The organism is Halogeometricum rufum (assembly GCF_900112175.1).
In the GTDB taxonomy this organism is placed as follows: Archaea; Halobacteriota; Halobacteria; order Halobacteriales; family Haloferacaceae; genus Halogeometricum; species Halogeometricum rufum.
Genome location: NZ_FOYT01000003.1, coordinates 306,751 through 319,165, shown reverse-complemented (window position 1 = coordinate 319,165; position 12,415 = coordinate 306,751). Strand labels below are relative to the sequence as shown.

The following is a 12,415-nucleotide window of genomic DNA, read 5'->3' as shown; positions in this document are numbered from 1 at the left end:
CCGTCGCGGAACGCGGCTTGTTTTTTCACATTCTGGTAATATATCCACATATACTTTACCATGTCGGTAAATTCGTAGAATAGTTTATGTTGCTCCGTGACGGATGCTCGGTATGGGTCACGAACCGAGACGACGGCGGCGAAGCGAGAGACGGACCAGCACACCCTGCACCGGCCCGAAGAGTGGAGAAGACGGGCCGAGCGTGACCGCCAGCACGACTCGTCCGGGTGGCTGAGATGAGCGACGACTCCCCCCTGACCGACCGGTTCTGGCTGGTCCTGACGGCGGCGTTGCTGGTCGTGATGCCCGCGCTCACGCTGCTCGTCGCCTACGTCGCACTCGCGGCGACCCGGAGCGTCATCATCGAGCAGATAACGCTCGTCGAGGCCGTCGAGTTGTACCTCGTCGAACTGGTGGCGTTCACAGCGTTCAGTTACCTGCTCTACAGAGTCACGATGTACACCGTCAATCGACAGAAAGGCTCGGCGGGAGAGTCCGCGGACGCCGCCGTCAAGCCCAGCGAGCGAACGGAGGGAGAGGCCGACTCCCGATGAGCGCTCCCGGGGCGGCCGCCCCCCGTCCGGCGAACGGCCACCCTGACGGTGACCGGGCCAGAAGCGGCGCGCCCGCGGCGGGAAAGGCGGTCGGAGACCGGTTCTCGACCGACGAGATATTCCAGCGAGTCGTCGCGACGGCCGACGAGGAGGTCGGTAGCGAGAGCCTGCGTCTGTACCTCAGCGGTCTCGCGGCGGGGTTCGCCATCACGCTCACCTTCTTCGTCTACGCGACGACGAAGGCCGCCTTCCCCGACGACACGGCGGGCCTCGTCGCGCCGTTGCTCTACCCGCTCGGGTTCGTCTACATCATCATGGGCCGGTATCAGCTCTACACCGAGAACACGCTGACCCCGGTGACGCTCGTGTTGACCCGCGTCGCCAGCGTCCCCTCGCTGTTCCGCGTCTGGGTCGCCGTGCTGGCGGGGAACCTCACCGGCGCCCTCGTCGGCGCGTTCGTTCTCGCGAACACCGGCGTGTTCTCGCCGGCTGCCGCCGCCGCAGCGGTCGAAATCGGCGCTCGCGGCGTCGAGACGCCGTGGTGGGACCTCGTGTTCAAGGCCGTCTTCGCGGGGTGGCTGGTCGCCGGACTGGTGTGGCTGGAACACGCCGTCCGCGACTCCATCTCGCGCGTGGTACTCATCTACCTCATCATCTTCACCATCCCGGCGACGGGGCTCTACCACATCGTCGTCAGTTCGGCCGACACGTTCTATCTCGTCTTCACCGGGAACGTCGACCTGTTCGTCGGCCTCTGGGAGTTCGCCGTACCCGTCCTCGTCGGAAACACCATCGGCGGTGTGTTCCTGGTGACGCTGCTCAACTACGGGCAGACGGCGGACCCCTTCCCGGACGGCGACGGGAAGCGCCGCCGTCTCGGACTCCGAGAGTGGCTGTTCAGCCTCCAAATTAGCGCCCCCGAGTCGGAGACGCCGGACCCGACGGGTCCCGAACGCGTCGCCGCGAGGGGCCGAGGCGGGTAGCGACGGTGCAGTCGCGTCGTGGGGTCGCTTCGATGCTGCGACCGTACCGCGACCGCAACACTCCTTCGCTCGGCCGACGAACTCCCGGGCGATGCCCGACCTACACGCACTCGACCACGAGGCGTACGTCGAACGAGCCATCGAACTCGCGCGCGCGGCCGGTGACCGCGGCGACGGCCCGTACGGGTCGTTGCTCGTCCTCGACGACGCCGTCGTGATGGAGGAGACGAACCGGGAGCGCACGGACGACGACATCGCGCTCCACCCGGAACTGACGCTCGCCCGGCGGGCGGCGCGAGAACTCGCGCCGGCGGAACGCGAGCGAGCCGTGATGTACACGAGCACCGAACCGTGCCCGATGTGCGCGGGCGGTATCTCGATTTCGAGCCTCGGCGCCGTCGTCTACAGCGTCTCCGGCGCACGGGCGGCCGCGGAGTTCGGCGGCAGCGAGGGCGTCCCGTGCGGCGAGATTTTCGACCGGCGCGGGTGCGACGTCGACGTTGTCGGCGGCGTCCTCGAAGCCGAGGGGCTGGCGGTCCACCGCGAGTTCCGCGGCGACGACTGAGCCGCCGCCTCGACGCACGCGGGCGGTCGGTCCGCGGCCGTCGCGCCACACTTTTCGTCCTCCGGGGAGTTCATCGACCGACGTGACCGCCAGATGTTGACGCGAGTCGAGTGGCGAGTGAGCCTCCGACTCGTCGGGACCGTGCTCAAGTGGCTGTGGGTTCCGCTCGCGCTTCCTCTCGGACTCGCCCTGTACGACGGGACGGCGCTCCTCCCGTTCCTCGTCCCGACGGTCGGAACCGTCGCCGTCGGTGCCGCTCTCGAACGACTGACCGACGAGGACAGCCTCGGCGAACGGGAGGCGTTCCTGATGGTGTCGGCGACGTGGTTGGCCGTCTCCGTCGTGGGGGCCGTGCCGTTCGTCGTCGCCGGCGCCGGAACGCTCGCCAATCCGGTGAACGCCCTGTTCGAGAGCATGAGCGGTATCACCACCACGGGTGCGACGGTGGTCGTCGACTTCGGCGCACACTCGCGGGCGGTGCTCCTCTGGCGCGCCGTCCTCCAGTGGATGGGCGGACTGGGCATCCTCGTCCTCGCGACGGCCATCCTCTCGCAACTGTCCGTCGGGGGCGCGCAACTGATGGAGACGGAGAGCCAGACCCGCGACGTCAACAAACTCACGCCGAAGATTTCGCAGACTGCGGGGCTGTTGGGACGGCTGTACCTCGGTCTCACCGCACTGCAGGTCGCCGTCCTCTACGGCCTCCACCTCGGCGGACTGGCACCCGCGATGACGCTGTACGACGCCGTCGCGCACGCGTTCACCACCATCTCGACCGCCGGCTTCTCTCCGCGCCCGGAGAGCGTCGCCGCCTTCTCGCCGGCGGTCCAGTGGGCCGTCGTCCCGTTCATGGTCGTCGGCGCGACGAACTTTTTCCTCGTCTACTTCGTCGTCACCGGGAGCCTCGACCGGTTGTACGAGAACGAGGAGTTCCGCTTCTACGTCGGTCTCCTCCTCCTGTTCGCCGCCGGCGTGGCGGGCATCCTGTTCGCGGACGGCGGGCCGCCCGCTGGCGTCGAGGAGGTGGCTCGCCACTCGCTGTTTCAGGTCGTCTCCATCGTCACGACGACGGGGTACGCGAGTACGAACTTCGACCTCTGGTCGTCGGGCGCGAAGCACCTGCTGTTCGTCTGCATGTTCGTCGGCGGGATGGCGGGCAGCACCACCTGTTCGATAAAGACGCTCCGGTGGCTGGTCGTCCTGAAGGCGTTCCGCCGCGACCTGTTCACGGCGTCGAACCCGCGGGCGGTCCGCCCGGTCCGACTCAGCGGGAGCGTCGTCGAGGAGGAGACGATTCGCGACATCTACGCCTACACGCTCGTGAGCCTCCTGTTCTTCATCGCCGCCACCGTCTTCGTCGCCGTCGACGCCTCTCGTGGGGCGCTCTCGATAACCGAGTTCGAGGCGATGGGCGCCGCCGCCTCCACGTTCTTCAACGTCGGACCCGCGTTCGGCATCGCCGGGCCGTTCGCCAGTTACGAGCCGTTCTCCGCGCCGACGAAACTGTTGATGACGTTCCTGATGTGGGTCGGCCGCATCGAGATAATCCCGGTGCTAGTGCTACTGACGCCCGCGTTCTGGCGGTCCTGAGGCGCGAGCGTCACATCCGGCCATCCGCAGTTTCGCGGCCTCGTCCGTTCGAGAGCCCGTCGAGGACGTGTTCGCGCAGTCGCGCCGTCGCGAGCGACCCGGTGACGTGGCCCCTGTTTAGAACGACCGGAGCCATCTCGCCGTACCCCGGTCGCTGCGCTTCGTACTCGATGATGCGGTCGTACCGTCCGAGTAGCGGGCGACAGTCGTCGGCGTCGACGGCCGCGAACGCTTCCTCGAAGTCGAGCACCTCCCGGAGACGGTCCGGGTTCCGGCGGGCCGGGGCACCCGTCAGTTTCCGGTAGGCCGAGGAGACGAACATCTCGCCGAGCGCGGCGCCCGCGAACATCGGGACGTAACCGTCGGCGGTGTCGAAACAGGCCCGGTGGAGGTTGGTCGCCCACCCGCCGAGGCTGATGCCGGCGAGGTGGACGGACGCGTCCGTCCGCTCGCGCGCTCGGACCGTCAGCGCCTCCATCAGACCGACCGACGCGGCGAGCATCCCGACGAAGTTCTCGAGGTCACCCATCGCCCGGGCGTACGCCGCGTTCGTCCCGCCGTGGAACGGGGCCCTGACGGCGACGACGTTGGCCGGAATCTCCGAGTCTGCGGTGACGAACAGCCGACGGAACGAGTTCGTCCCGAAGCGGCCGAAGTCGAACGGTCGCTCGCCGCTGCCGTGGTGGTAGAGGAGCGTCGGATACTCCGGGCCGCGCCACCGCCACGGCACGTACGCCGCCTCGAACGCACCGCACGGGGTGTCGACGGTCACCGTCCGACGGCCGGCTTTCGAGAGGGCGGCGGCGGCGACGTCGGCGTCCGCGCCGGCCGCGGCGTCGAGGAGCGACGGGGCCGCGAGCGAGCGAGCGAAGAACTTCGCGTCGCGGACGAGGAGGGCGCTCAGTCCCACGGTACCGACGTCGACGAGTTCGTGTACGTTCATTCGATGGCTCCGGTGCCACGCGCCGGTACTCGCCGCCGCGTCTTCTACCTGCTGGACCCTCCGACCGCGGGTACTACCCGCTGAGAACCATCGTCGTCAGTTAACTCCGTCTCAGACGTACTCTCTGCCGGTGAACGACATGACCAGTCAACTCCGTCGGTGGCACGTCCTCTCGACGGTGGCGATACTCGCGCTCGCCGCCGTCTCGTCGCTCCTCGGTCTCCTCCGACCGGGTCACTACCGGGACGCCCCCGCCCTCGTCGCACAGTATCAGCTGCAGGACCTCACGGTTCTCCTCGTCGGTCTCCCCGTCCTCGCGGTCGGCCTCCGGTACGCGATGCGGGGCTCTCCCCGCGGCCGTATCGTCTGGCTCGGCGCGCTGGCGTACTCGACGTACACGTGGCTGAGCGTCGCGGTTCAGGTCTCGTTCAACGACCTGTTCCTCGCGTACGTCGCGCTGTTCTCCCTCTCGCTGTTCACGCTCGTCGGCGGCCTCGTGACGACCGACGCGGCGGCCGTCCGGGAGGCGCTGGAGGGACGCATCCGCACCTCGCTGTACGCCGGGGCGCTGGTCGTCGTCGGACTCGGACTCGCGGCGCTGTGGCTCTCGGACGTAGCGCTCGCGCTGGCGAGCGGGACGGTTCCGCTCGTCGTCCTGGAGGCGGGCCCGCAGGCGATGGCCTCGCACGTCCTCGACCTCGGCGTCGTCGTACCGTCGATACTGCTGTCCGCCGCGTGGCTCTACCGACGGCGCACCTGGGGCTACGTCTTCGCCGGCGTGGTGCTGGTGCTCGGCGCGACGCTCGCCGCGTCCATCTCCGCGGCGACGGTCGTGTTCGCGCTCGGCGACGCGGTCACTATCACGCCCGTCGCGGCCGTCTTCACGTTCTTCCCGGTGGCCGTCGCCGCGGTGCTGGCCGTGCGGTACGTGCTGGCGATGGACGGGGGACGGCCGCCGGCGGGCGGGGAGCCTCGGCAGTCGGCCTGAGGGGTCGCGCGCCGGCGACTCCGGGTCGGCGACGACCCCCAGTCGGCGCGGCCCGCGACCACCCGGGCACACGAGGGAAACGTTCAGGTCCGTGGTCCGAGTCCGCACACACGAGTTGACTCCCGACGATGTCCACCGCGCCACCCGACTCCTTCGAGTTCGTCGAGACGACCGTCGCCGAGGTTCACGCCGCCATGACCGACGGACGAATCACCGCCGAAGCGCTGGTCGAGCGCTATCTGGCCCGCATCGACGCCTACGACGACGACCTGAACGCGATTCTGACCGTGAACGACGACGCGCGGCGACGCGCCCGTGACCTCGACGCGCGGTTCGCCGAGGACGGCCCGGTGGGACCGCTCCACGGCGTCCCCGTACTTCTCAAGGACAATCAGGACACCCACGACATGCCGACGACGGCGGGATCGGTGGCGCTCGCGGACTCGCGGCCGCCGCGCGACGCGTTCGTCGTCGAACGACTTCGCGAGGCGGGCGCGGTGATTCTCGCGAAGGCGAACCTGCAGGAACTGTCGTTCGGCGTCGACACCGTGAGTTCGCTCGGCGGCGCGACGCGGAACGCATACGACCTCGGCCGGCGGCCCTCGGGGTCCAGCGGTGGGACGGCCGCGGCCGTCGCCGCCAACCTCGCCACCGTCGGCACCGGGTCGGACACCTGCTCGTCGGTCCGGTCGCCGCCCGCGTTCAACGCCCTCGTGGGCGTCCGTCCGACGCGAGGGCTGGTGAGCCGGACGGGAATCGTCCCGCTGAGCGAGACGCAGGACACCGCGGGGCCCGTCACGAGGACCGTCGAAGACGCCGCGCGGATGCTGGACGCGATGGCCGGCTACGACCCCGAGGACCCGGTCACGGCGACCGGCGCGGACGAGGTTCCGGCGGACGGCTACGTCTCGCATCTCGACCCCGACGGGCTCGACGGGGCGCGAATCGGCGTCGCCCGGGAGTTCTTCGGCGTCCACGACGAGACCAGCGCGTCCGAAGCCGACGCCGCGGCCGTGACGGCCGTCGTCGACGACGCCATCGAGGCGATGGCCGCGGCCGGCGCGACGGTAGTCGACCCGGTGGACGTCGTCGACGCGGACGCCCTCGGGAGCGCGCGCGTCATCCCGCACGAGTTCGCTCGCGACTTCGACCGCTACCTCGCGCGCCTCGGCGGCGCGGCACCGCACGACTCGCTGGCCGCCGTCTACGAGACGGGGACGATTACGCCCTCGGTCGAGTCGCGGTTCGAAGCCGCGGGCATCCTCGACGTCGACGCCGACACGCTGGAGGAGGACGCCGACTACCTCCGGCGACTCCGACGGCGGACGGAACTCCGGGAGGCGGTCCTCGCCCGGATGGTCGAGGACGACCTGGACGCGTTGCTGTACCCGCCGTCGCGCGTCCCCCCGGTCGAGATTCCCGAACACCAGCCGTTCTCGGAGATGAACTGCGAACTCGCCGCCCACACGGGACTGCCCGCGATGGTGCTGCCGGCCGGCTTCACGGACGACGGACTCCCGGTCGGCGTCGAACTGCTCGGACGGCGGTTCGCCGAACCGCACCTGTTCGAGTTGGGCTACGGGTTCGAGCGCGCGACCGACCCCCGAACGCCGCCGGAGCGGTTCGGCCCGCTGGACGGAGCGTAGGTCGCACGAGACGTGCCAACACACCGGCGACAAGATTCTTCCATTCGGCGAGGGGAGAAACGAACACTCAGAACGCATGTCTACACACGACTCCCTCCACGACCGAATCGAAGCGGTCTCGGCCACCGAAGCGGACGGCGAACAACTCGTCACCGTCGCGGTCCCGCCCGACGAGTCGATGCAGGCGATGCAGCGACGCGTCGAATCGGAACACGCCGAGGCGGAGTACCTCGACGTCCGCGAGGAGGTCCGACGACCCCTCGAACGGGCGCTGGAGGAGACGCGGCGTCTCCTCCACGACTACGAGGAGACGCCCGAGAACGGGTTCGCCGCCTACGTCGGCGTCTCGGACACCGACCTCGTCCAGTACGTCTTCGACGACCTGCCGGCACCCGTCTCCGAGTCGGCGTACGGGCACGCCAACGAGTTCGACACGGACCCGCTGGAACCCGCGACGGAGCGAACCGACACCCACGGCCTCCTGGTCGTCGCTCGCGAGAGCGCGGCGTTCGGGCGGTACGACGGCGAGACCATCACCCACGTCGACACCGTCGAGAGCGACGTGCCGAGCAAGCAGGCGGCCGAGGGGCGGAACGAGAACCGCTTCGAGGGCCGAAGCGAGGAGCGGACCGAGGAGTTCTTCGACGAAATCGGCTCGGCGGCCGCGCGCGTCTTCCTCGACGACGCGCCCGTCGAGGGTGCCGACGAGGCGAGTCCCGAGGCCGAGTTCGAGGCATCGGGGCTCCTCCTGGGCGGCAGCGACGTCGTCGTCGAGCAGTTCCGGGACGGCGACCACCTGCCCGAACCGGTCGGGGACGCCGTCACCGGGTCGTTCGAGGTGGAGTACGCCTCCGAACAGGGCCTCAGACAACTCGTCGACGCGGCCGAGTCGGCGGGCGAACTCGGCACGACCGACGCCCGGGAGACGCTCGACCGGTTGTTCGACGCGCTCGACGGCGACGAGACGCCCGTCGCGACGGGCCGCGAGGGCGTCGAGGAAGCGCTCGAACTGGAGGCCGTCGAGACGCTGCTCGTCGCGGACTCGCTCCCCGAGGCGGAGGTGCAGTCGCTGGTCGAACGCGCCGAACAGCAGGGCGGCGAGAGCGTCGTCGCCCCGACGGGACTCGACCGGACCGACCGACTCGAAGCGGCGTTCGACGGCGTCGGCGCGCTGCTCCGGTTCCCCGTCGAGTGAGGACGACGGGTCGCGTCCGGTCGCCCTGACGGGCGAACCCGGCGTACCCCGGACTTATCAGCTCCGAGAGAGAACTCCGACCGACGGCCGTCTCTCTCACGCATGAAGGACTTTCCCGCACTCCCGTCGCTCTCCGACGCCCCCGACGAACTGCTCTCCAGCGGTCACCTGTGGATTCTCGAACTCGTGGACGGGGCGTGGTTCCGCTTCGGTCTCGACGACGCCGGAATCGTCCGGTTCGGCGACGAGCGACGGGTGTACGGCGACCCCGATTCCGTCCCCGAGTCGTACCGACACGCCGTCAGGCACGTCCGCGAGAACCTCGACAGGGACGCGCTCCGAGCGGCCGTCCCGAACGTCGAGGACGTCGTCTTCTTCGGCGTGGCCACCACGCGGCGGTCGATAGCGTACGACTGGACGCGGACGCCGTCGTTCCTCGGGTACGACGTCTGGTCGGCCGACGCGGGGGAGTTCCGGCCGCCCGACGCCGCCGAGCAGATTTTCGACCGGCTGGGACTCCACCCGGTCAACGCGTTCGAGAAGGAGCGGAACACGCGCGATTTCGACCCCGACGGCTACGAAGTCCCGGACTCGGCGTGGTACGACGGGCCTGCCAAGGGCGTCGTCGTCCGGAACAAACGGGGCAAGGGGGGTCAGCGTGCGACGCTCGGACACCCCGACTTTCGCGAGAAAACGGCCGTCAAACCGGTCGAGGGTGACGCCGACGGCGTCGCAGCGGAACTCGTTCCCCGGGAGCGGTTCGAGCGTATCGCGGCGGAACTCGAGGCGCGGGGGCGACCGGTCACGGTCGATTCGGTGTACGAACGCGCCCTCGAAGCGGCCTTCAGGGAGTCGCACGCGCGACTGCACCACCACGAGAGCGACGTGGACCCGGCGGCGTTCCGGTCGGCCGTCGCCGCCAGAACTCGGGCGTTCCTTCAGCGGCGCGGGTAGGCTATCCTTTATTCGACGGTGGGGAGTACAACCGAACATGGAGACGCGCACACTCGGCGAGACGGGTCACGACAGCACGATAGCGACGTTCGGCACCATCGCGCTCAACTGGCTCGAACAGGAGGGGGCGAACCAGATGGTCGAACACGTCCTCGACCACGGCGTGAACCACTTCGACGTCGCTCCGACGTACGGCGACGCCGAACTCAAACTCGGACCGAAACTCCGACAGCACCGCGAGGACGTCTTCCTCGGCTGCAAGACGCAGGAACGCGACTACGACGGGGCGAGACGGAAGCTCGAACGGTCGCTGAACCGCCTCGGCGTGGAGAAAATCGACCTCTACCAGGTCCACGGGCTGGAGTACGAGGAGGAACTCGACGCGATTACGGCCGACGACGGCGCGCTGGCGGCGTTCCGCGACGCCAAGGAAGAGGGGCTCGTAGACCACATCGGCCTGACGAGTCACGGGTCGCCCCAACTGATTCTCGACGCCATCGACCGAATCGACGACCTCGAATCGCTGATGTTCCCGCTGAACCCCGTCGTCGTCGGGAAGGACGGCGACGAGTACGACTACGAACGCGTCCTCGAACGCTGCGAGGAGGAGGACATCGGCACGCTCTGCATCAAGGCGTTCGCCAAGGGGTCGTGGCCGTCCACCGACGAACTGCCGGAGGCGGACCGACCGTTCGCGAACTGGTACGAACCGGTCAGCCGCCCCGACGAGATTCGCGAGCGATTCGACTTCGCGGCCGCGCAGGGCGTCACGAGCGTCGTCTCCCCGGGCGACCCGAAACTCGTCTCGATGGTGCTCGACGCCGCCGCCCGGTACGACGGCATGGACGACGCCGCGCAACGCTCGCTGGTCGAACGGCTCCGCCACGAGGGGAGTCCGGTGCCCGAGCAGCTACACCACTGAGCGGAGCGTGAAGGGTGGGTCGAACGCACCGGCCGTCGTCTCGCGCCCGAACCTCGGACGCCGCGGCGACTGTCGGCGGGAGTCGACGCGCGACGGCGACGACGCGTCCCTCCGGCGTGTCAGTCCGCACCATCGGACCGACGGAACCGCCGGTGTAGTCGGTCCACCGCGACGACGACGGCGGCAGCGAGGAGCCAGAGTGCGGGGACGGAGCCGAGGAGCACTACCCAGTGCGGAACCGGCGTCCGCACCGCGCCGTGCAAGGGGACGGTCGCGGGGTGGACGGCCGCCGAGAGGATGACCGGGGGCGGGGCGAGCAGTGTGGAGACGGCCGTCAGTAGGACGCCCGGCGGAGCGACGGCCGTCGAGGGGTGGTGTTGGTCGCCTGGCATCGGTCCGTCTCGGTCGTGATTCGGCGTCGAGGGGCGGCGCATTCAGGTCGATTCGGCCGTCTCTCCCGACGCGTCGCGCGTCCCGGTACGATAGACGTAGTACCCGGCGGCGACGAGCAGGAGGCTGACCACGGTCCAGTGCGGGTTGTACCGTCCGCCCGCGGACAGGGGCTGGTGGAGCCCCAACAGCATGTGGTCCACGACGACGTCGTACAGGTCGAACGCCCCGAGACCCATCACCGCCGCGCCCGCGACGGGGCGAATCGCCAACGGCGCGTCCGCACGGCGTTCGGACTGCCACAGGAGTCCGCCGCCGACGCACGTGATGACGAGCATCGCGAGCGAGAACGCGCCGTCCGCGAAAATGTTCGTCCGCAGGCCGGCGAGGGTGTCCGTCGGATAGATACCCGAGACGAGGTGGTGCCACTGGAGGACGTGGTGCAACACGAGGACGTCGACGAGGCCGCTGAACCCGAAGCCGAAGACGCCGGCGGCCAGGAGGGCCCGAAGGGTCACGCCGTCGGACGCGGCGCGGCCGCCCGAACCGAGCAGCGACCCGTGTTTCGAACTGTCGCTCATCGGCGCTCGGTTCGGGGCGGACGGTCGAAAGGGCGTGACCTGCACACGCCGGCCGCGTAAGTACCGACCGGTTCGCACGACCGGTTCGGACTGTCGGTCGTCGAGCGGTCGGGGACGGGGCCGCGGTCGAGAAGGGAGGAAGCGGCGGCGAGAGGGAGCGCCGTAGTTGGATTCGTCAGCGACGCTCGAAGCGGTACGTCAGCACCTCGCTCCCGTCGTCCCACTCGAAGTCGCCCGGGTGGACGCGTTTCATGCGCCGTTTGTACGCCTCGAGCGACTCCGAGCCCTCGCGTCGGGCGTCGGCGTCGGTGAAGTCGCCGAGCGTTCGTCGTTCCACGCTGACGACGGCGAACGTCTCGCCGTCGACTTCGAACGTGTCGCCCTCCTCCGCGTACCGGTTACTCGCCCCGCGGGTGAGTTGCGTCACGTCGCCGTCCAGAACCGATTGCTGGACGCGGTCGTTCGGGAGCAGGTCGTCGGCGTCGATTGCTGCCATGCGCGGCCGTTGGGGCGCCCGAATCAAAAGTCTCTCTCACTCGTCGGGCGTCTGTCGGGGGCGGATTTCGCCAGTTCTCGACCCGCAAGAACGTATGAAAGTGTTCTTACCGTCTGAACGCAGACCTTCGAACGAACCCGATGTACGACGATATCCTGCTGCCCACGGATGGGACCGACTCGATGGAACCCGTCTACGCGCACACTATCGACCTCGCGCGGAAGCACGACGCGACCGTCCACGTCCTCTACGTCGTCGACGACCGCGCGTTCATCACGCTGGCGTCCGACCTCGTCGACGACGTGGTCGGCGAACTCGAAGGGAAGGGGAAGGAGGCGACGACCGCAGCGCTCGACCGACTCGAAGCCGAGGGCGTCGAGGCCACCACCGTCCTGCGACGCGGCAACCCCGCCGAAGAGATCATCGACTACATCGAGACGGCCGGCGTCGACGTCGTGACCATGGGGACCCACGGGTCGAACTATCAGGAGAACATGGTCGGGAGCGTCTCGGCCCGCGTCGTCGCCGACGCGCCCGTCCCCGTGTTGACGGTGAACGTCAACGGCGACGACTGAGGGGCCTGTCCCTCGCTCGCGGGACACCGTTCG

At 69.2% G+C, this 12,415-nt stretch carries 14 protein-coding genes; 10 read left to right on the top strand and 4 right to left on the bottom strand.

The genetic code is table 11. The features are described from left to right. Positions 1 to 236 precede the first annotated feature (236 nt). The 4 genes from BM310_RS16645 to BM310_RS16630 all read left to right on the top strand — a co-directional run bounded on the left by BM310_RS16645 (position 237) and on the right by BM310_RS16630 (position 3,692). Positions 237 to 554, top strand: coding sequence for a hypothetical protein (locus BM310_RS16645; protein ID WP_089809827.1), 318 nt, complete (start codon positions 237 to 239; stop codon positions 552 to 554). Further along, on the top strand, positions 551 to 1,537 hold the full coding sequence (locus tag BM310_RS16640) for a formate/nitrite transporter family protein (RefSeq protein ID WP_089809825.1): 987 nt from the start codon (positions 551 to 553) through the stop codon (positions 1,535 to 1,537). The genes BM310_RS16645 and BM310_RS16640 overlap by 4 nt, the downstream gene beginning before the upstream one ends. 91 nt (positions 1,538 to 1,628) lie before the next feature. Further along, positions 1,629 to 2,102 carry a nucleoside deaminase gene (locus BM310_RS16635; RefSeq protein ID WP_089809823.1) on the top strand — a complete coding sequence of 158 codons (474 nt, stop codon included), beginning with the start codon at positions 1,629 to 1,631 and terminating at the stop codon, positions 2,100 to 2,102. A gap of 93 nt (positions 2,103 to 2,195) precedes the next feature. Beyond that, positions 2,196 to 3,692, top strand: a complete 1,497-nt coding sequence (locus BM310_RS16630) for a TrkH family potassium uptake protein (protein ID WP_089809821.1) — start codon at positions 2,196 to 2,198, stop codon at positions 3,690 to 3,692. Positions 3,693 to 3,702: 10 nt separating this feature from the next. On the opposite strand, the gene BM310_RS16625 is transcribed toward BM310_RS16630, so the two are convergent. Beyond that, the gene (locus BM310_RS16625; RefSeq protein ID WP_089809819.1) at positions 3,703 to 4,635 is read right to left on the bottom strand and encodes an alpha/beta fold hydrolase; all 933 of its coding nucleotides are present in this window, start codon (positions 4,633 to 4,635) and stop codon (positions 3,703 to 3,705) included. Between the two features lie 139 nt (positions 4,636 to 4,774). On the opposite strand from BM310_RS16625, the gene BM310_RS16620 reads away from it, so the two are divergent. The 5 genes from BM310_RS16620 (at position 4,775) to BM310_RS16600 (ending at position 10,340) form a co-directional block, all read left to right on the top strand. Then, positions 4,775 to 5,623 (top strand): hypothetical protein, encoded by an 849-nt coding sequence (locus tag BM310_RS16620; protein ID WP_089809942.1) that lies wholly within the window; start codon positions 4,775 to 4,777, stop codon positions 5,621 to 5,623. 128 nt (positions 5,624 to 5,751) lie between these two features. Further along, positions 5,752 to 7,269, top strand: coding sequence for an amidase (locus BM310_RS16615; RefSeq protein WP_089809817.1), 1,518 nt, complete (start codon positions 5,752 to 5,754; stop codon positions 7,267 to 7,269). Between the two features lie 76 nt (positions 7,270 to 7,345). Then, positions 7,346 to 8,464 carry a baeRF10 domain-containing protein gene (locus BM310_RS16610; protein WP_089809815.1) on the top strand — a complete coding sequence of 373 codons (1,119 nt, stop codon included), beginning with the start codon at positions 7,346 to 7,348 and terminating at the stop codon, positions 8,462 to 8,464. Positions 8,465 to 8,566: 102 nt separating this feature from the next. Beyond that, the gene (locus BM310_RS16605; protein WP_089809813.1) at positions 8,567 to 9,418 is read left to right on the top strand and encodes an RNA ligase family protein; all 852 of its coding nucleotides are present in this window, start codon (positions 8,567 to 8,569) and stop codon (positions 9,416 to 9,418) included. A 37-nt stretch (positions 9,419 to 9,455) separates the two neighbouring features. Next, on the top strand, positions 9,456 to 10,340 hold the full coding sequence (locus BM310_RS16600; protein ID WP_089809811.1) for an aldo/keto reductase: 885 nt from the start codon (positions 9,456 to 9,458) through the stop codon (positions 10,338 to 10,340). Between the two features lie 119 nt (positions 10,341 to 10,459). Here BM310_RS16600 and BM310_RS21060 read toward each other — a convergent pair whose 3' ends face one another. The 3 genes from BM310_RS21060 to BM310_RS16585 all read right to left on the bottom strand — a co-directional run bounded on the left by BM310_RS21060 (position 10,460) and on the right by BM310_RS16585 (position 11,807). Next, complete coding sequence (locus BM310_RS21060) at positions 10,460 to 10,732, bottom strand: hypothetical protein (protein ID WP_218156467.1); 273 nt, start codon at positions 10,730 to 10,732, stop codon at positions 10,460 to 10,462. Between the two features lie 42 nt (positions 10,733 to 10,774). Beyond that, positions 10,775 to 11,311 (bottom strand): DUF2243 domain-containing protein, encoded by a 537-nt coding sequence (locus tag BM310_RS16590; protein WP_089809807.1) that lies wholly within the window; start codon positions 11,309 to 11,311, stop codon positions 10,775 to 10,777. A gap of 175 nt (positions 11,312 to 11,486) precedes the next feature. Then, the gene (locus BM310_RS16585; protein WP_089809804.1) at positions 11,487 to 11,807 is read right to left on the bottom strand and encodes an ASCH domain-containing protein; all 321 of its coding nucleotides are present in this window, start codon (positions 11,805 to 11,807) and stop codon (positions 11,487 to 11,489) included. Positions 11,808 to 11,947: 140 nt separating this feature from the next. Here BM310_RS16585 and BM310_RS16580 point away from each other — a divergent pair, with 140 nt between their 5' ends. Continuing rightward, positions 11,948 to 12,382, top strand: a complete 435-nt coding sequence (locus tag BM310_RS16580) for a universal stress protein (protein ID WP_089809802.1) — start codon at positions 11,948 to 11,950, stop codon at positions 12,380 to 12,382. Positions 12,383 to 12,415: the final 33 nt, after the last annotated feature.

Excerpts from the sequence above, each read along its gene's own strand:
- BM310_RS16640 (WP_089809825.1), top strand. The coding sequence starts at position 551 with ATGAGCGCTCCCGGGGCGGCCGCCCCCCGTCCGGCGAACGGCCACCCT.
- BM310_RS16605 (WP_089809813.1), top strand. The coding sequence starts at position 8,567 with ATGAAGGACTTTCCCGCACTCCCGTCGCTCTCCGACGCCCCCGACGAA.
- BM310_RS16645 (WP_089809827.1), top strand. The coding sequence starts at position 237 with ATGAGCGACGACTCCCCCCTGACCGACCGGTTCTGGCTGGTCCTGACG.
- BM310_RS16625 (WP_089809819.1), bottom strand. The coding sequence starts at position 4,635 with ATGAACGTACACGAACTCGTCGACGTCGGTACCGTGGGACTGAGCGCC.
- BM310_RS16600 (WP_089809811.1), top strand. The coding sequence starts at position 9,456 with ATGGAGACGCGCACACTCGGCGAGACGGGTCACGACAGCACGATAGCG.
- BM310_RS16590 (WP_089809807.1), bottom strand. The coding sequence starts at position 11,311 with ATGAGCGACAGTTCGAAACACGGGTCGCTGCTCGGTTCGGGCGGCCGC.
- BM310_RS16615 (WP_089809817.1), top strand. The coding sequence starts at position 5,752 with ATGTCCACCGCGCCACCCGACTCCTTCGAGTTCGTCGAGACGACCGTC.
- BM310_RS16580 (WP_089809802.1), top strand. The coding sequence starts at position 11,948 with ATGTACGACGATATCCTGCTGCCCACGGATGGGACCGACTCGATGGAA.
- BM310_RS21060 (WP_218156467.1), bottom strand. The coding sequence starts at position 10,732 with ATGCCAGGCGACCAACACCACCCCTCGACGGCCGTCGCTCCGCCGGGC.
- BM310_RS16635 (WP_089809823.1), top strand. The coding sequence starts at position 1,629 with ATGCCCGACCTACACGCACTCGACCACGAGGCGTACGTCGAACGAGCC.
- BM310_RS16610 (WP_089809815.1), top strand. The coding sequence starts at position 7,346 with ATGTCTACACACGACTCCCTCCACGACCGAATCGAAGCGGTCTCGGCC.
- BM310_RS16585 (WP_089809804.1), bottom strand. The coding sequence starts at position 11,807 with ATGGCAGCAATCGACGCCGACGACCTGCTCCCGAACGACCGCGTCCAG.
- BM310_RS16630 (WP_089809821.1), top strand. The coding sequence starts at position 2,196 with ATGTTGACGCGAGTCGAGTGGCGAGTGAGCCTCCGACTCGTCGGGACC.
- BM310_RS16620 (WP_089809942.1), top strand. The coding sequence starts at position 4,775 with ATGACCAGTCAACTCCGTCGGTGGCACGTCCTCTCGACGGTGGCGATA.